The 19,588-nt window shown below is 26.3% G+C and carries 18 protein-coding genes; 3 read left to right on the forward strand and 15 right to left on the reverse strand.

Features of this window, described 5'->3' with window-relative positions; all coding sequences use genetic code 11:
• Window positions 1-261: 261 nt before the first annotated feature.
• The 4 genes from ychF to I4V63_RS01965 form a co-directional block, all read right to left on the reverse strand.
• The gene (ychF, locus tag I4V63_RS01950) at window positions 262-1,359 is read right to left on the reverse strand and encodes a redox-regulated ATPase YchF (protein WP_195999626.1); all 1,098 of its coding nucleotides are present in this window, start codon (window positions 1,357-1,359) and stop codon (window positions 262-264) included.
• Window positions 1,360-1,606: 247 nt separating this feature from the next.
• Window positions 1,607-2,074: a GNAT family N-acetyltransferase gene (locus tag I4V63_RS01955; RefSeq protein ID WP_195999627.1), complete on the reverse strand. Its 468-nt coding sequence runs from the start codon at window positions 2,072-2,074 to the stop codon at window positions 1,607-1,609.
• Between the two features lie 29 nt (window positions 2,075-2,103).
• Window positions 2,104-2,889, reverse strand: a complete 786-nt coding sequence (locus tag I4V63_RS01960) for an APH(3') family aminoglycoside O-phosphotransferase (protein ID WP_195999628.1) — start codon at window positions 2,887-2,889, stop codon at window positions 2,104-2,106.
• Between the two features lie 49 nt (window positions 2,890-2,938).
• Window positions 2,939-3,676, reverse strand: coding sequence for a GNAT family N-acetyltransferase (locus I4V63_RS01965; RefSeq protein WP_243280427.1), 738 nt, complete (start codon window positions 3,674-3,676; stop codon window positions 2,939-2,941).
• Window positions 3,677-4,171: 495 nt separating this feature from the next.
• On the opposite strand from I4V63_RS01965, the gene pdaA reads away from it, so the two are divergent.
• A complete protein-coding gene (gene pdaA, locus I4V63_RS01970) occupies window positions 4,172-4,978 on the forward strand; it encodes a delta-lactam-biosynthetic de-N-acetylase (protein WP_195999629.1) in 807 nt (268 codons plus the stop codon).
• 87 nt (window positions 4,979-5,065) lie between these two features.
• On the opposite strand, the gene I4V63_RS01975 is transcribed toward pdaA, so the two are convergent.
• The 7 genes from I4V63_RS01975 to I4V63_RS02005 form a co-directional block, all read right to left on the reverse strand.
• Window positions 5,066-5,698, reverse strand: a complete 633-nt coding sequence (locus I4V63_RS01975) for a cyclodeaminase/cyclohydrolase family protein (RefSeq protein WP_195999630.1) — start codon at window positions 5,696-5,698, stop codon at window positions 5,066-5,068.
• A gap of 12 nt (window positions 5,699-5,710) precedes the next feature.
• A complete protein-coding gene (locus I4V63_RS01980; protein ID WP_195999631.1) occupies window positions 5,711-6,856 on the reverse strand; it encodes a glycosyltransferase in 1,146 nt (381 codons plus the stop codon).
• Between the two features lie 5 nt (window positions 6,857-6,861).
• Window positions 6,862-8,142, reverse strand: coding sequence for a glycosyltransferase (locus I4V63_RS01985; RefSeq protein ID WP_195999632.1), 1,281 nt, complete (start codon window positions 8,140-8,142; stop codon window positions 6,862-6,864).
• A 17-nt stretch (window positions 8,143-8,159) separates the two neighbouring features.
• Entirely contained in the window at window positions 8,160-9,686 is a 1,527-nt protein-coding gene (murJ, locus tag I4V63_RS01990; RefSeq protein ID WP_195999633.1) for a murein biosynthesis integral membrane protein MurJ, read from the reverse strand.
• Window positions 9,686-10,423, reverse strand: a complete 738-nt coding sequence (locus I4V63_RS01995) for a WecB/TagA/CpsF family glycosyltransferase (RefSeq protein ID WP_195999634.1) — start codon at window positions 10,421-10,423, stop codon at window positions 9,686-9,688. The genes murJ and I4V63_RS01995 overlap by 1 nt, the downstream gene beginning before the upstream one ends.
• 16 nt (window positions 10,424-10,439) lie before the next feature.
• Window positions 10,440-11,531: a tetratricopeptide repeat protein gene (locus I4V63_RS02000; RefSeq protein ID WP_195999635.1), complete on the reverse strand. Its 1,092-nt coding sequence runs from the start codon at window positions 11,529-11,531 to the stop codon at window positions 10,440-10,442.
• Between the two features lie 280 nt (window positions 11,532-11,811).
• The gene (locus I4V63_RS02005; protein ID WP_195999636.1) at window positions 11,812-12,747 is read right to left on the reverse strand and encodes a hypothetical protein; all 936 of its coding nucleotides are present in this window, start codon (window positions 12,745-12,747) and stop codon (window positions 11,812-11,814) included.
• Window positions 12,748-12,928: 181 nt separating this feature from the next.
• Between I4V63_RS02005 and I4V63_RS02010 the strand changes: the two genes are divergently transcribed.
• Together I4V63_RS02010 and I4V63_RS02015 are read left to right on the forward strand one after the other, a co-directional pair.
• Window positions 12,929-14,311 (forward strand): (p)ppGpp synthetase, encoded by a 1,383-nt coding sequence (locus I4V63_RS02010; protein ID WP_195999637.1) that lies wholly within the window; start codon window positions 12,929-12,931, stop codon window positions 14,309-14,311.
• Between the two features lie 161 nt (window positions 14,312-14,472).
• Entirely contained in the window at window positions 14,473-15,576 is a 1,104-nt protein-coding gene (locus tag I4V63_RS02015) for a DEAD/DEAH box helicase (RefSeq protein ID WP_195999638.1), read from the forward strand.
• A 250-nt stretch (window positions 15,577-15,826) separates the two neighbouring features.
• On the opposite strand, the gene I4V63_RS02020 is transcribed toward I4V63_RS02015, so the two are convergent.
• From I4V63_RS02020 to I4V63_RS02035, 4 genes are all read right to left on the reverse strand, one after another.
• Complete coding sequence (locus I4V63_RS02020) at window positions 15,827-16,780, reverse strand: ribonuclease Z (protein WP_195999639.1); 954 nt, start codon at window positions 16,778-16,780, stop codon at window positions 15,827-15,829.
• 20 nt (window positions 16,781-16,800) lie between these two features.
• Window positions 16,801-17,535 carry a nuclease-related domain-containing protein gene (locus I4V63_RS02025; protein ID WP_195999640.1) on the reverse strand — a complete coding sequence of 245 codons (735 nt, stop codon included), beginning with the start codon at window positions 17,533-17,535 and terminating at the stop codon, window positions 16,801-16,803.
• Between the two features lie 95 nt (window positions 17,536-17,630).
• Window positions 17,631-18,719, reverse strand: coding sequence for a ribosome small subunit-dependent GTPase A (rsgA, locus tag I4V63_RS02030; RefSeq protein ID WP_195999641.1), 1,089 nt, complete (start codon window positions 18,717-18,719; stop codon window positions 17,631-17,633).
• A 300-nt stretch (window positions 18,720-19,019) separates the two neighbouring features.
• Complete coding sequence (locus I4V63_RS02035) at window positions 19,020-19,538, reverse strand: GNAT family N-acetyltransferase (RefSeq protein ID WP_195999642.1); 519 nt, start codon at window positions 19,536-19,538, stop codon at window positions 19,020-19,022.
• Window positions 19,539-19,588 lie beyond the last annotated feature (50 nt).

The following is a 19,588-nucleotide window of genomic DNA, read 5'->3' on the forward strand; positions in this document are numbered from 1 at the left end:
TTAACCACTTTACACCACTTTATATATATTCTATAAAATTATTATATTTCCTTCAAGATAAATTTGATTAAAAATATATTTTTTTCTTTTACAAATATAGCAATATCAATACTTGGCGAAATATTTTAAATTTTATAATAGATGTTTTTTTCATTTTTACATTAATTGTAAATATCAGCTAAATAACTCATTTCAAGTATTTTGGACTTAGATTTTTTGTCGTAAAAAAAGGAACTGTTTTAAACAGTTCCTTAAGTAAAATTATACATTAAATCTAAAGTTTACTACATCTCCATCTTTCATTATGTATTCCTTACCTTCTAATCTGTAAAGACCCTTTTCTTTAGCTGCCGCTTCAGAACCACATGCAACTAAATCATCATAACCAACTACTTCTGCTCTGATAAATCCTCTTTCAATATCTGAGTGAATCTTACCTGCTGCTGCTGGAGCTTTAGTGCCTTCTTTAATTGTCCAAGCTCTTACTTCTTGAACTCCTGCAGTTAAGTAACTAATTAATCCTAATAATTTATAAGAAGCTCTTATAAGCTTATCTAATCCTGATTCTTTTAATCCGTACTCTTCTAACATTTCAGCTTTTTCTTCATCATCTAATCCTGATAATTCTTCCTCAAGCTTAGCACATACAACAACTACTTCTGAATTTTCGTTTGCTGCATATTCTTTAACCATTTGAACATATTTATTATCAAGATTTCCACTCATCATATCATCTTCTGATATATTACAAGAATATAAAACTGGTTTTGAAGTTATCATAAATAAAGATTTAACAAATATTTCTTCATCTTCATTTAACTCTAAAGTTCTTATTGGCTTATTAGCTTCTAAATGAGCCTTAACCTTTTCCATTATTTCATATTCTGCTTTAGCTTTTTTATCACCTGATCTAGCAAGCTTTACGCCTTTTTCCATTCTTCTTTCTAAAACTTCTAAATCAGCAAATATAAGTTCTAAATTAATAGTATCTATATCTCTGATAGGATCTACTGAACCTTCAACATGAACTACATTTTCATCTTCAAAACATCTAACTGCATGTACTATAGCTTCTACTTCTCTTATGTGTGATAAGAATTTATTTCCTAAACCTTCACCCTTAGAAGCTCCCTTAACTAATCCTGCAATATCATAAAATTCTACAGCAGTATATACCTTTTTCTTAGTTCCGTACATTTTTTCTAAAACATCTAATCTTTTATCTGGTACACTTACAACTCCAACATTTGGCTCTATTGTACAGAATGGATAGTTTGCTGATTCTGCTCCTGCCTTAGTTATAGCATTAAATAATGTACTTTTACCTACGTTTGGTAGTCCTACAATCCCTAATCTCATCTATATAACATTCCTTTCATCCGTTACTAATACTTTAAGATTATACTCTATAAGCAATTTTATTTCAATGATAAAATGCACGTTAATTCTCCATTCTTTGCAAATTCCATAGAAATGTTCAAATTAATCCTACTGTCCTGGAAATCTTAATTTCTTCATAAAGTGAAATCTCTTATTATACTCTTCTACCTCTTCATTTGATAAATTTCCCAAAACCTTAGATTCATAAAGCTTTCCTTTTGTATACTTAATTATCTCCTTTATAATCTACATTAGCAAACATTACAACATTTGTTTCAGAAGTTCTAAATCCATTTTTTTCATAAAACCCAACACAAGGATAATCTCTTTCAGTATTTAAAGCTAAATAAGAAATTTTACTCTTTTCCTTTTTTAACTCACTTCTTATAAATTCTATTAACTTACTACCAACACCTTTTCCTTGATATAAAGGATTTACACTTAATTCATCAATCCATAATTCTTTAAAATCTATATAAGTCATAATTCTTCCACAAGCCATTGCTACCACTATATCTCCATCATAAACAACGTACCCTCTTGATACTCTTGCAGACATAATTTCATCAATTCTTGTAAATGCCTGTTCAAATGTCCACTCTTCATTCCAAGGCTCTTCTTTAAATGCTTCAATAAGTTCATATGCACAGCTTTCAAAATCTTCTTCACTCATTATTTTATATTCTAAGTTCATATTATTCACCTTCTTATTTTATTATTTATTTAAAACAATTCATCTAGTAAAATATAGTATCTAATCTTATCCCAATCAGGGTCAATTCCTAACTTTTCAAAAATAATCTCTGCCGATATGTCTTTAATTACCTCCCCTCCATATCGTCCATTTAAATTACTTTTTAAACTTCTATAACATAAAGCTATATCTTGATATTTATCACCAATGCCACATCTTCCTAAGTCTATAAATCCTGATATTTTATCATTATCTATAAAAATATTTGGCAGACAATAATCACCATGAGATAAAACAGGTTCTTCATTAGGTTTATTCTCCTTAAGCCACTGTAGCAACTCTTCTGGAGAACTAAATTTTTCTTCTCCATAAGCACCTAGCTCAATATCTTCCATTGAACATATCTTTTTATTAACTCTCTCTTCTGCCATTTTTAACTTTTTATCTATAGAACTATCACAAGGACATCCTTTTAAATTAATACTCCAAAGGATTTTTAGACCTTCTGCCAATAATTCAGCTAACTTTTCAGGATTTCTTAAAAATTCTGTATCACAAGACATTTTCCCTTTAACTTTACTCATTAACAAATAACATTTTTTATCTTCTATATGAGTACATAAAACTTTTGGAACAATATGATTTCCACTTAGCCAATTCGTTATTTTTATTTCATTTATAGCTTCATCATCATTCTTTTGAATTTTAAGAACCATATCATCAAAACAAAACACCTGAGAATCTGATAATCCAACTGTATCTATATTAAAGGCTTTGCCCTCAATTATTTTCTTAATTTCTATTGGTATTTCCATAATCCCTCCTATTTAGCAAACCTCAACCACAATTATTTAATTTCACCTTTTACCAAATTTCTTTAATCATCCTAAACTCCTTATAAATTACATCTTCAATTGTATATTCAAATGAACTTTTTATTTCAAATCCATATTTCTGATATAGCTTAATAGCTATATCATTATCAATTTCAACACTTGTATATAAGCTTTCATCAGGAAATCTATTATGAAAATATTCTAAGAATTTTTTTAAAGCCATTCTCCCAAGTCCTTTATTTTGATACTTTATATCAATCATAAATCTTGAAAAAGACCATCCATTTAACTCTTTATCATAGTCATATAACAAAAATCCTACCATTTCATCTTCATTAAATATTCCTAAAGGATACAATCCATCTTCATAAGATGCCTGCACTAAGGAGTACATATTACTTGCTACATAATTTTTTTGACTTTCTCCAACCTTCAAAGAAATACACTCATTATAATTTGATTTATCTATATCTTTAAATTTAATTTTATTCTCATCTATTTTTATATCTTCATGAACCCAAGCACTCAATAAATCATATTTAAACTCTTTATTATAGCCAAATATGGCCTTAATTATTGAAATACTTAAAATTGCTCCTAATACAAAAATTATGCTATTTTTATTTCCAGCAATAATTCCCTCATCTATGAATATTTGTTGCATATATGGAATTAATAAATCAACGCCTATTACAATAAGCATGGATATAGTACCCCAAATTAATGTTCCCTTATACTTTAAAACATACTTAAATACCTTAGTCATTATTTGACTCCCCCTTTAGTTTAAAACTTAATTGTCATCCACCTTTAAAATCTCCATTTTCCATAACGCTCCTTCCTTTAAATAAAAAAAAGCCATGGCTATGCCATGACTATAATTATCATATAAGATAAAATTCATACTAATTTTGTAAAAATACAAAAAGGTCATAGCTAATAACCACAACCTCTAATTACTACATAAAATTTCAATTAAATTTTATACAAATTTTTATTATTTATATAAAACCATAGAGATAGGGTTACCAATATTTATTCCATTTTCTTTATCATTTTTAAATCTAAAATTTAACATATTCCTACCTCCTTATATTTCATTCTTTTACCATTATATCCCTTGTATTATTTCTTGTCAATTCCTTTTGTTCTATTTTTTACCTAATTATTCTTCAATGTACCCATTCGCCCTTTTTTTACCACGTTTAATATCTTGTCATATACAAAATATATTAATATAACTTAGAAAGGGATGATTTTAATGAGAAAAAATAAGTTATTTATATTTTTACTTACCTTAACTTTATCGGTAAGTTATCTTTCTAGCATTGCTTTTGGTCACTCCATCAATATTGCTTCAGATGATACTGAATTAAATTGGTATTTTGTTAATCGAGGCAAGGATACATTACCAGAATGCCCAAAAGAAGCAACTGGTCTGTTATCTAAATATGATGCTTATTATCTAGGAGATACTAATGAAAAAGTTATTTATTTAACTTTTGATGAGGGCTATGAAAATGGTTATACTTCAAAAATTCTAGATATATTACGTGATGAAAAAGTTCCAGCTGCCTTTTTTGTTGTAAAACCATATATTGTTTCTAACCCTGAAATTATTAAAAGAATGGCTGATGAAGGTCATTTGGTTTGTAATCATTCTAATCATCATCCATCCATGGCAACTATTACAGACCCTGAAAAGTTCAAATCAGAATTTACTGATGTAGAAGAAGCATATAAAGAAGTTGTTGGTACAGATATGCCTAAATTCTTTAGACCACCGATGGGAAAATACTCAATTAATTCTCTAAAGAAAACTAAGGACCTTGGTTATAAAACTATTTTTTGGAGTTTTGCATATAAAGATTGGATTATTGATAGCCAACCTAGTGAAGAAGAAGCTATCAAAAAAATCACAAATGGAGTTCATCCTGGTTGTGTAATGCTTATACATGCTGTTTCTAAAACAAATACTGCTGTTTTAAAAACAGTAATTGAGCAAATTAGAGCCGATGGTTATGAATTTAAACCACTAACTGAACTTCCTGAATATCAAGCTCAATAAATATTAATATTTTTATCCTAAGTATTTCAAAAAAAATAAAGTCATAATATATAGATAACTATTACCTATATATTATGACTTTTAATTTTAAATACCGTATTCTTTAAGTATTAACTCTTTTTTACTTAATGATTTTTTTAATATTTCTCTGCACACTTCTGGAATTTCTTCATATCCTTCATTGCTTGATAAACTATTGTAATTAACAAAAACATTAACTATTGAACTTTCAATAGCAGCATGTAAAAGTATTGCTGCAACAATAGCATCTGATGTTAAATTTTTGTTTCCAAATTCAATTGCAAAATCAATATTATCATAAAATTCTAAAGAATCCTTAGCTAAATTTAATGGTGATTCCATTGCTGCTATTGTTTTTTCTTTAATCATTTTAGATCTATACTTCTTTTCATCATCGTTATCTTTTGGTAATTTAAAAGTATCCATTAATGCAGTAAAAGTATCTCTATCAGCTTCCATATAACAGATGCTTTTACTTATAAAAGATTCACATTTTTCTTTTAAAACTAACATCTTTTCTTTATTTTTATCATCTAATTTTTCAAAAGCTTTTTTATCTACAGTAAATGAATATACCATTGAATTTAAAGCTCCAGCTAAAGCTGAAACCAATGCTGCAGTACTTCCTCCTCCTGGAGATGGTAAATCAGTTTTTAATTCATATAAAAATTTATCTATTGTATAATCCTTAAAGTTCATATTATCACGCCTTTATTTTATTAGTTCTTTATAAACATTTATTATTTTATTTATTATAACATTTGCACTAAATTTCTCAGTACAATACTTTCTTAATGCTCTAGGTTCATACTTCTTATAATTTTGCTCGATATATTCCATGGCTTCACCTAATGCTTTGACATTATCTATTTCAACTAATATCCCAACATCCTCAGTTACTATATCTTCAGCTCCACCATTAAAGGCTCCAATTACAGGCTTACCACTTGCTAACGCTTCGATATATACTACCCCAAAGGTTTCATATCTTGATGGTAATACAAAAGCATCACATTTGTTCATCCAATTAGAAACCTCTTCTCTAGACAATGCACCAGTAAAAATAACTTGATTTTCTACGCTTTCATTCTTTGCTATGCCTTTTAGCCACTCTCTTTGACTTCCGTCTCCTCCAATAACTAATTTGGCATTTTTATTTTTATACTTTTCTGCAAAGGCTTTAATTAAAGTATCAAATCCCTTTTCACCCTCTAAAAATGCTACACTAAAAAATATAAACTCATTACTTTCTCTTTTAACATCTCTAATATCAAATAAAGATAAATCTACAAGATTTCCAATAACCTCTATATCATTACGACCACTTAATGCTTCAATCTCTTTCTTAAGTCCATTTCCTACAGCTATAACTTTATTTGAACTTTTATAAGAATCTATTATCCTTTTGTAGTAACTTTTCTTTACGTAAACTCCCCTCTCAACAGAAGAATGTTCAGTAATCACTAATGGAATATTATATTTTTTTGCTACGTAAGAAGCACTTATGCCACCCCATAATGATGATTGTGCATGAATAATATCTATCTTTCCCTCTTTTTTAGTAATTTCCTTATATAACTTTTCCATTCTTTTATCAAAAACTTTAAACATTAATGGATTCTTTGGAATAAAATTATAGTTTTTATATCTATAAGTTCTTAATCCTTTTTCAACTTTAAAAGACAAACCACTTTTTTCTTTTATTTTACCCATTAATGTTAATGGCCAAATTTCATTATATGCAACAGTTACCTTTACTCCACTTTCTTGAAGCTTATTTGCCTGCTCTCTAAAAAAACTACCATGAACTTTATTTCTATTATTATCATACCAAGAAGGTATAAACATTACATGCATAATAATTACCCCTTTAAAATATCGTTAAGCTTCTTTGATATATATTGCCATTTGTATTCTTCAATAGGTCCATACTTTTCACCATTTTTAATCATAGAAATTATTTTATTAATTCCATTTACAATTTCATCAGCAGTATTATTTACAACAACACACTTGTTTTTATTTTCTACCACATCTTTTATAGGATCATTTTCATCACCAAGTATAACAAAAATAATACCATCTGCTCCAAAGTAATCATAAATTTTAGCTGGAATTTGCTTTGAATTTTTATTCCCAAATAATAACAGCACTTCACTATTAAGCATATAAGCTAAAGCTTCATCATAAGGAATTCTTGGTGAAACGTTAATATTATCAACTGCCATTAATTTATTCTTTATTTCTGCATCATCAATATTTCCAAAAAACATAATATTTAAATTATTATACAAACTAATATTTGTATCTTTAATATTATTTAATGCTTCTATAAAAGGATTAACATCCCTAAGCTTTGAGAATATTTCTCCTGCATAAACAAAATTAACTTTTTCTTTATTTATAAGTTTTGGAGTTAAACTCTTTTTAATCTCTTCATATTGATTTTCGTCATATCCTCTTGTTACAATATAAGTTTTTTCAACTGGAATATTATAAGAAGATATGTAATCATCTCTATTAGCTTTAGTTACAAAAATAAATCTATCAGTTAATTCAACTATTCTTTTTTCAAATGATCCCTCAAATTTTCTTCTTGCCTTGCTTATATTAGCTCTAGTTGAATCCTTTAACCATGGATCACTCCAATAAGTAACCCATTGTAAATCTTTAAACTCTTCTTTAATCTTAAGAGCACAAATATGGCTAGAAGGTGGTTCATGCATTGAAAACATAACATCAAACTTTTCTTTTTTTACTAATTCAATACCATATTTACTTGCAGATTTTGCCCAATTAAAATACATATCTGGTATTGCTACCATTGACTTACCTTTTCTTAATAAAGCTTTTACAAAACTTTTATTACTGTTAGCCGCACTAGCAACTACTGTACTTTGAGATTTCTTAGGCATTATTCTTTCAAATATTTTTCCACCAGAAATTATATGTTTTTTAACTCTTTTATCTAACATACCTAATATATACTCATCATAATAAATTGAATTCTTTGGGAAATTCACTGTTAAAAGATGAACTTCATTTCCATCAATTTTAGCTAAGTTATTTAAATATTGTAAGGTTTCAATAGATGCAGAATTATTAATTAACGGTGAATAACATGCTATAAATAATATTTTCATATTTCCTCCTAAGCCCCTTACTTATATACTCTATTTTTTATCATATTTATTACTTCATCAAACTCTTCAACTTTAAATATTTTACACAATATAAAATAAATAATCCCTCCTACTATCCCATTAAATAAGATAGTTACTATTGAATTATCTAAATTTATCATTATATTTAATACCTTTAGTACTAAAAGCATTATCATTGCTGATAAACTTATTTTTAATAGTTTAATTATCATAGGCACAACATTAAAGTGTCCAACAAATTTTCTAGTAGAAATAAATAATAAAATTGCCGTTATCATTGATGCTATTGTAGATGCTATTGCCACGCCAAATACTCCAAATACTTTTGATAAAGTAATGCTTAAAACAATATTGACAACTACCCCAATAATACCATTGATTGTTGTTACCTTAGTTTTTTGCATAGAAAATAATGATGAATTTAAAATATCTCTTGCTCCTGTAAAGGGTAATACTAATGAATATCCTAAAAAAGCACTTGCTGTAATCTTTACAGCTTCATCATTAAAATTTCCTCTTTCATAAAAAGCACTTATAATTTCTTTATTTAATAGTATAAATCCTATTGAAATAGGTACTAATAACAAAGCTATAATAGAAATAGATTTTGTTAAGTAATTAGTAAACCCTTCATTATCTCCTTCATTTAACTTATTAGCCATAAGCGGATACATTACTGATACGATAGAAGTTGTTATTGCAGTATTTGCAAAAACTATTATTTTTTGGGCAAAATCTAATGCACTAACAGCTCCATCACCTAATGAAGAAGCTACCTTCATATCAACTACCATGTTTAACGAATTTGCTCCTGAACCAATGATTACAGGTATAATTAATATCAATATTTTCTTTATTCTTTCATCTTTTAAGTTAATAAATAATTTAAATCTATAACCATGTTTATATAAAACCGGCAACTGTACTGCAACTCTTAAAAAATTACCTATAACATTTGCAACTGTTAATCCAATAATACTAATATCTTTAAAGCATATTAAATAAATTATCATTGGAGCATTAAAAAACATACCTAAAATTGAAGGAATTATAAAGTCTTCACAAACTTGAAGCATAGCAGTATAACATGCATTTATTGATAAGAATAAAAGATTAAATAAAGTTATTCTTGTTAAAGAAACTGTAAGAGTAAACTTTTCTTCATTAAACCCATCAAACATAAAAGCAACAATTTTATCTGTAAAAACAAATCCTAAAGCAAAAGCAATTACTGAAATAACTAATAATATGTTAATAATATTATTAGAAAACTTAAACATTTCCTCTTTATTTTTTTCAAACTTAACTTTACTAAGCATTGGAATAAATACTGTTGATATTGCAAGTCCTACAATAGTAAAAACAGTTTCTGGTACTGATACTGCAGCTTTATAAGCATCAGTATAAATACTAACCCCAAATTGATATCCAACTAGCATATCTCTAAATAAACCTAAAAATCTACTTAGAATACTAACTATCATAACCAAGAAAGCAGCTTTAAATATCTTGTTACCCTTCATTACTTTTTACCTCTACTCTTGGTAACAGTCCATATAAACTTAGGAATACTTCCCAGTCTCTTTATTCTCCATGGTTCTTTTGCAACTCTATAAGCCCACTCCATTCCTATATCTATCATCCATCTTGGAGCTCTATTTACTTTTTCTGCAATAACATCAAAGCTACCTCCAACACCCATAAATATTTTACAGGGCAATTCATCCATATATCTTACGATAAACTTTTCCTGTCTTGGACAACCCATTGCTACAAAAACTACCATAGGCTTTTTTTCTTTTATTTCTTCTAATATTTCTCCTGGATTATCTAAATCAAAAAAACCATTATGATATCCAGATATATTTATTCTTGGATAATCCCTTAAAATATTTGCTACACAAGCTTTTAAATTTTCTTCACTAGCACCTAATAGATAAATACCCTCTCCACTGTCTTCACACTTTTCAAGTATCTTCTTCATAAGTTCTATTCCTGCTATTTTTTCTTCTACAGGTGTTTTTAATATTTTAGCACTTATTTGTACACCTACACCATCTGGTATAATCAATGACTTATCACATGTAAAGTTCTCAAACAATTTCTTGTCATTTAATCCTGTGTATAGTACTTCAGGATTCCCTGAAACAATATGTACCTTTTCTTTTGAAAGTACAACCTCTAAGCATTTATCCATATTAGCAGCAAAGATTTCATACCCTAATATATCTATAGTCTTATATTTTTGATTTTTCCCCATATAAACTCTTCCTTTATTATTCCTTATTCATCATAGTTTCTAATTGCTTTACTATTTCATCATCTGGATTTAAATTTTTAGCTATATCTAAATGTAATTTAGCATTTTCTAAATCATTAAGATTTAAATAACACATAACAATATTTGTACAAATTTCAACATCCCTTGAAGCTTCAAATGCTTTTTTAAAGAACTTAATTGCCTCTTCAAATTCATTTATACATGCATAATTTAAACCTAACTCAACTATGACCTCTAAAATACCACTTTCTCTCTTAACACTTTCTTTTAAGTAATAAATTGCTTGATTATAATCTTCTAATTTTCTAAAGCCAATTCCTAAATAATAATAAATTAATGGATTTTCTTCAAACTCTTCAGCTAGCCTTAATAATATTTCAATACTTTTAGTTGGATCTTCTGCTAAATACTCTATAGCATTTTCATAATCTGAAATGTTTTGAATATCTGTTTTTATAATTTCAACTTCCTCTGTTACTTTACCACCTTTATTTAGGTATTCATTAATAGCAACTCTAGCAGCTTTAAAATCTCCATCATTTTTTAATATAATTGCTTGATATAGGTATGGTTCTGCTATCTTTAAATTGTTGTTAATACAGTAATCTATATCTTCAAGCAATAAATCTTTAAAGCTACTATCCTCTTCCCTTATAGTTTCCCCTACAAGTAATATTCTTTTCATTACATCTAAATCTTTAGAATATGTGTAATAACCTTTTAATAAAAGATAAGCATCTAAATATCTTTTATCTTCAATTTTTTTACTAATTAGCGATTTAATACAAATTTCTGTATCTTTGATATAATCTAAAATCAATTCATAATCTTCATTAAATCTTAACTTTTCATCAGCACCAATTGCAGTAAACATTCCTTCAATAAAGTAATATATAGGAAGATTCTTAATCTTTATTTCATCATTAACATTTGAACTTATATATTCAGAACTAATTGGTAAGTATAAATCCTTATTTTTAAAAGCAACATATGATGGAATACCTACATTTTCTTTAAATCCATCTTTATTCATTTCTAAAAATAATAATTTACTCATTTTTTCTTTAATTTTTGCCTTATAATCCATAGATTACACTCCTTTAGTAAATTATTTCATTATTCATAATACATTATTACCTTAAAAGTTTCAAATTAATTACGCAAAACAATAAAATCAAAAAAATTTCCCCAAAATAATTTTTCTTATATACAATTTTTTCAATATAATTTTGATTATCTCTTCAGCTTTAATATTGAATATAAAAATAAAGCAAATTAATAATTAAGACATATTAATTTGCTTATCTTTTAAATCTTTATACTTTTAATTTCTTTGAAATATATTTCCTAATTAGACTATAAATTAATTAATTTGCTTCTTCAATAAATAAAATATATTCATTCTTTATGTTATTTAAATTTCTTACAACCTCTTCATCTTTATTTTGCAAAGCATATAAAATATCTTTTATTTTATTTTCTAAGTTTTCAATACCTTCTATAGATTCATTAATTCTTCTTTGTACTGAAATATCCGTAAAAATATTATCAAAAAATACATCAAGGGCAAATGTAACATTAGAAAACTCCAAGCTACTTAATTTAATATGGCCTAATGCCTTATTAAATTCTGATATTAGTTGTGCTACTATTTCAAATTTAATATTTGCTTTTCTTATTTTACTTTGCTTTGCTATTGATGACATAGCATCTCCACCTATAATATCAAAATTTCCCCATTTCTTCGCTTCTTCTAACTGCTCTCTAGCTGAAGCTACCTCTTCTAATAACTTCTTACCAACATCATAAGCTTGTCTTATCTCATTATTTTCATCTATAAGCTCACTTAATTTTTCATCTAGCCTTTTAATATTTTCCTTTGTTGCATAATCACCATTATTTTTAAGTATACTTATTTTTTCATCCATTACTTTTTCATATTCTTTTTCACAATTTTCTATACTACAAAGCTTTTCCTTTTTATTTTTCAAATCTGACTTTAATACATTTATATTATATAATACCTCTTCATGCCTTATCTTCATATTAAGATATTCTTCTTTTTCCTTTTCTAGTTTCTCATCTTTATTTTTAAATATAGCTGCAAAAAAATTAGAAAATGACGTTTTATTTAAATTATCTATATCTTTTTTCTCTTTCTTAAGTTCCTTTTCTAAATTATTCAACTCTATTTCTTGATTTTTTAAATTACGTTCTAATACGACTATTCCATTATCTAATTTATTTTTTAGAGAAATCTCTTCTTTTAAATTTTTTATTTTTTTATTTATTTCACTTACCATATTTACTCCTTCTTCTCATATCTCCACTAAATAAATAGTTATATTTTTAATAATATCATTTTAATTCCTTAATTACTATTTTACTACAATTTTAGATAATAAACCATTATAATATTATTGGTTATATTAAATAGTAATTTGTATAATCATATTAATATAATTATTTAACAGAGGTGTAATTTTGAATATTAAAGAATTTGACTATTTAGAAATAGCATTAAATGAACTAAAAAAACATCAAAGTATTTTATTAGAAGCTTCAACAAAATTAGAAGATTCTTTTTCCTCAATATTAAATGATAGCTATTGTGAATACTCTAATATTAGTTGTAGAGTTAAATCTATTGAAAGTTTACGTGAAAAAATCTTAAGAAATCATTATTATAAACGCTATCCTGATGCTAACGAACTTATTTTTAGGTTAAGTGATCTTATTGGTATAAGAATTGAGTGTAGATTTGGTGATGATGAAAAAAAGATTTATCGTTTTTTAAAAAAATATTTTAATAAAAAAGCTGAAAATGATTTTTATTTTTGTGAAGACAATAATCATATATCTCTTAAACTCTCTGGGAAGCAACCCCAAAAACAAAAAAATGGGTTTACCATTTATAGAATTGATGGTAGATTTACACATGAAGACTTAGTTATTCCTTTTGAATTACAAATTAAATCTTTAACTAATATGTTTTGGAGTGAAATAGAACATCAAATAATCTATAAAAACTCTAACTATATTATTGAAGATCAATTTCTTAGAGATATTATGAATTCTATAAAAAATAATTTAACAATGATAGATAATCAACTTTTAACAGTTTTAAAGCATTTTGAATCAAAAAAGATAAAATCTAGTACCCCTAATAAAAGACAACTTCAAGAAATAATATCTAAACTTATTTACGATATGTTTTCTAATAAAATGAAAGAATCCATTGATATGACAATTAACTTCAAGGATTCATGTGAAACTATTGTTGAATATGTATTTTTTAAAAATAATATTTCAAATGAATCTGATTATACTAATGTTCTTATATCAGCATTAAACACTTTAAATTCAGTTTCTGAAGAAAGCTTAAATTTTAACTCATCTTTATCCTTTGAGAGAAACGTTATTTATAATGATTACTTCAAAGAAACACTTGGAAAGTATTTTGAAAATGTAATAAATAATGAATTTAGCTGGAATTTATTCTTTAGAATTTTATTTACCCTAGAACCATTGGATAACGTTGGCGATTTTGAAAATTTTTTAGATTATCTTAAAATTACTTATACAGAATCTAAACATATTAATAAACAAAAAGATATTTTATTTTCTAGATTTGGAGTGAATTTTAACATAATTGATGAAGCTGTAAAAGCTCAAATTGCTGAAACTTTAGTATTAATTGATAAAATAGATATTGTATATGATTATGCTATTGAAGATGTTAATGAAATTGTTGAATATATTTATAAATATATAAATGATAATATTAATACTTTTGACTCTTGGGAAAGAGCAAAAAACTCAATATTATTACATTTACACAATGAAATAATTGAAGTTTTAGAATAAAATTTATTTTATCCGATAAGAATATATATATTTTCTCTTATCGGATTTTTTATATTTATAAAAAAAATGATTTTCATTTTTCCAACAATATACATTCTCCTCTGGCTATATAGATGTTATAATTATATAAAACTTTAGATGAAAGATAAAAGGTAAATTATATGAACTTTAAAAATTTAGGAATTAGTAATGATATAGATAATATATTAAAAAAATCTGGAATACAAACTCCAACTCCTATTCAACAAAATAGTATTATACATATTTTAAATAATAAAGATGTTATTGCTGAAGCTCAAACTGGTACTGGTAAAACTTTAGCATTTTTATTACCGATATTTGAAAATATCTCATTAAATTCACAAGGAATACAAGCATTGATTATTTCTCCAACAAGAGAATTAGCCATTCAAATTACAGAGGAAGCTAACAAATTAAGCAGTGCTAAAGATATTGGTGTTTTATCAATGTATGGTGGTAAAGATATAGGCTCACAAATGAAAAAACTTAAAGGAAACATTAGGCTTATAATTGCAACACCTGGAAGACTTTTAGATCATTTAAAAAGAAAAACTGTTAATTTGAACACTTTAAAAACTGTAGTATTAGATGAAGCTGATCAAATGCTTTTAATGGGATTCAGAAACGAAATTGATTTAATAATGAAAGAAACACCTAAGAAAAAACAAACTTTATGTTTTTCAGCAACAATGGACAGTGCTGTGAAAAAGCTTGCTTATAGATATATGAAGGATCCAATTATAGTAAGTATAAAAAAAGAAGAAATCACTTTAACCAATATTAAACAAGAAGTTGTTGAAACTATTGATAGAGAAAAAAGGGACACTTTATGCAAAATATTAGATGAGGATAATCCTTTTATGGCTATAATCTTCTGTAGAACAAAAAGAAGAGCTGATGAACTTGAAGTAGTTATGCATAGACGTGGATATAACTGTAAAGTTATTCATAGTGATATTCAACAATCAAAAAGAGAAAGAATAATGAAATCTTTTAGAAATGCCGATATTCAATATTTAATTGCAACTGATGTAGCTTCTCGTGGATTAGATATTAGTGGAGTTGATCATATTTATAATTATGATATACCTGAAAATGTTGAAACTTATATCCATAGAATTGGTAGAACTGGAAGAGCTGGTGAAAAGGGATATACTTGTCTTTTTGTAGATCCTAAAGACTCAAGAATGCTTTCAGAAATTGAAAAATCTATTAAATTAAATATTCCTAGAAGAAATATTTAAACAGTAACAAAGTTAGATAATTTCAATTAACAAGTGGTAAGTTGATGTTAAAATTCCTTTGGGAGTTTCTTTATTTTATATAAGGAACAGTAGATAATTTTATGTAATTATCTACTGTTTATTATATTTTTAATTCATCACAAGCAGAATTAATTCCTTAACTTGAAACTTGTCACTGTAATCAGCTTGTGCCTTCAAACTATCCACCTTTATGATTTAAAATTCTTTTATTCACACCACTTTTAGATCTTTATTTCTCTTTATCAACAAAGCTAATACTCTTTATTAACCTATCCTCTCCAATAATAGTATTCTTAAAAATTTTAGTTGCATTTTCTTTGTATTGTTTTGGTTCTAACATTGCTGGTGAGAAATGAGTTAATAAAAGCTCCTTACAATTGCCATCTCTTGCAAGTACTGCTGCTTCACTAAATGTCATATGTTTTTTTATTATGGCTTTATCTATATCATTATCACTTCCAAAATTTCCTTCACAAATAAACAAATCACTCTCTTCTATAAAATTAACTATACAATTTAAGGGTCTAGTGTCTGTAATTAAACTTATTTTTATTCCTCTTCTCTCATCACCAAGTACCATTTCTTTTTTATATTCCTTGCCCTCATAATTTATTATTTCTTCATAACCTTTTTGTAGCTTATTCCATAATATTTTAGGTACATTATTTTTTTCTGCTTTTTCTACTGAAAATTTCCTATCACGCTTAAAATATAAACTATATCCTATACAAGGTGATGAATGATCAACCTCTAATGTTGTAAGCTTTATTTGGCCGCCTTTTTCTACAACCTCAAGGTTATCATCATTAATACTAAAATTAATTTCTCTTGGGTTTTCTATTATATTTAAATCATATGTAAGGTATTTGGCTATAACAGTAAGTCCTTTAACCACTTCTGTTATTCCTACTGGACCAATTATAGTTAACATTTTTTCTCTTCCGCTATTTGCTATAGTTGATAAAAGTCCTGTTAAACCAATAATATGATCACCATGACAATGTGTTATACAAATTACATCTATTGATTTAAATCCCCATCCAATCATTCTCATAGATACTTGAGTTCCTTCTCCACAGTCTATTAGAATTTTTCTTCCTTTAAAATTTAAAAGTGTTGCAGATAAATTTCTATAGGGCATTGGCATATTTCCACCACAACCCAATAAACATAAATCAACCATACTCCCACCAACTTTCTATATTATGCATTTAATTTAAATGTGCACCTAGGATAATTTTTACACCCTTTGAACTTTCCATACTTACTTTTTTTCTTTTTAAGCTTTCCTCCACATCTTGGACACCTATTTTTCTTCAGTTTTTTCTCTGCATTTTTTACTCTTTTTTTTACATTTTTAACATGAGCTTTTCTTTCTTTAAACGAATTAACATTTAACGCTTCTAATTTCTTAAATATCCTTTCTACTTCTTCAATTGTATACTCTTTAGTTTTATATGATTTTATTATCTTATTTACTTTATTAATATATGTAACATTAGTAATTGCATTTACATTTAATCTTGCTCTCTTAGTAAATAAAATAATAGATTTTATATTTTTGTGTCTTATTTCAGGAATTAAATCTTTTATTGCCTTTATATGACCATTATTTTGTTTTATAGGATTTCTTAAATTTTCATTTCTATTTATTAGTATTTGACTCCACTTTTCATCATATTCATTTCCTTTTATTATTCCCTTATAATTTTTTGTTTCTATAACAAAAACTCCATATATAGATATAACAACATGATCTATTTGTGTACTACCATTTGCAGTTTTTAGTAATACATCATTTAGCACCTTATATTTTCGTTTATTTAATTTTCTTAATCTTTTACTTACTTGTTTTTCTCCAATATATCCTTTTATCTTAGCTTTATGTATCTTTATAAAAACAAATAAGATAACTACTATTCCTATTATTATTTTCATATGATCACCTAAAATATCTTTATTGAGATATAATATTTACTTAAAAAAAGCTCCAAATAACAAATTTGGAGCTTTTATCTTCTTTCAAAAGCTATTTAATTATATCTTCTTTTATTTTTTTCTTTTGCAAATTTTCTAGCATTTTTTATTCCACCAACACTTGCAAACATATTATTAATTTTTTCTTTTTCTAATTTTCTACCCTTTAATTCTGAATATTTTAACTCTTTTTGAATCTTCTTATAGCTTTCAAATCTATTTATATCAATTATTCCATCTTCTATTGCTTTTATTACAGCACATCCTGGTTCACTTTCATGCTTACAATCTGAAAATTTACACTGTGATGCTATTTCATCAATATCAGAAAAAGATTTATCTACATCCCCAGTAATAAGTTGCAACTCTCTCATTCCAGGTGTATCAATAACTACTCCTCCATTAGGTAGTACTAAAAGCTCCCTATGAGTTGTAGTATGTCTTCCTTTATCATCATTTCTTAAACCATTTGTAAGAAGAATTTCTTCTCCCATTAGTTTATTTATAAGAGTTGACTTTCCTATACCTGATGAACCTATGAATGCTACTGTTTTGTTATTACCTATATAGTTTTTAATTGCTTCATAACCTTCACCATTTATAGAGCTTGTTACCAATACATCAATTCCAAATGCAACAGCTTCTACCTCTAATTTCTTTTCTAAAACATTATCACAAAGATCAGCCTTTGTTAATACTATTACAGGTGTTGCCATACTATCCCAAGCAACTGATATATATCTTTCTAATCTTCTAATATTAAAATCATTATTAAGTGCCATACATATAAATACTATATCTATATTTGCAGCCACTATCTGAATATCTCTTCTATTTCCAGCAACCTTTCTTTCAAAAGCACTTTTTCTCCTTAATACATGATGAATTATAGCATTCCCATTAATATCATTTAATCTATCTACCATAACCCAATCTCCTACAGCTGGAAAGCTTTCAGTACCTATTGCTTCATGCTTAAACTTACCTGAAACCTCGGCTAAAGATTCTCCTTCTTCTGTAATAATTTTGTATTTATCCTTATGCTGAACAGATACCCTAGCTAAAAATAAATTATCTTCATACATTGTTGATTCAATTTTAAATCTTTCAGTAAGTCCTATATTATATAAGTTTGTTTCTTTCAATTTTATTTCCTCCAAAATACACTTAAAGTTTAAATTAATTTTAAATAAAACTTTAGTGAGGAGGTATTGAAATTTTCTTTACAATTCTGTAAGGCTAATTAATACCTACCTCACTAATTAATACACTATCCATTTTAATATTTCTTGTTTTCATCATAAAACATCACTCCTTTGACAAATAATTAAAGGTACGAGAATTCAATTCTCATACCTAGTTTATCATTTATTTTTTAATATATCTACTATTTATTCCCTAATTTCAATTAACCTTTTATACTAATATATAACAAATTATACTTTTCACTTTATATATTTATGCATTATAAATTTACTTTGTAGCTCTTCCCCTACTTTAAAAGAATGTTTACCAATCTCCTTAAATCCATTTCTTTTATAAAATGAAATTGCTTTAATATTTTTTTCACATATCCCTATCCATATAAATTCTTTACTATCATTTTTTGCAATTTTAATTATTTGATTAAGAAATTCCTTTCCTAAACCTTTACCTTGGTAATCTTTTAATATATAAATCCCGTCTATTTCCATTGACTTTGGAGCTTTAATATCTTTTTGAGCTTTATACTTATTTAATTTTACATACCCACATAACATGTCATCTATATACATGAAATAAAATAATGAGTTTTCATTTATTAATTCACGACTTAGCTTTTCAACACTAAATCTTTTATCTATATATTTTGCCATACTTTTAGGTGTTTTATCTTGACCATATGTATCCACATAATTAATTACTGATAATCCCTTAAGTGTAAATAAATCATTTAATGTGCATTTTTTCAAAGCAACTTTCATTACTTTTCTCCTCCCTTAATTTTATTAATATTCTTACCCTATTGTATTCT

It is taken from the genome of Clostridium sp. 1001271B_151109_B4, assembly GCF_015670405.1.
GTDB lineage: Bacteria > Bacillota > Clostridia > Clostridiales > Clostridiaceae > Clostridium.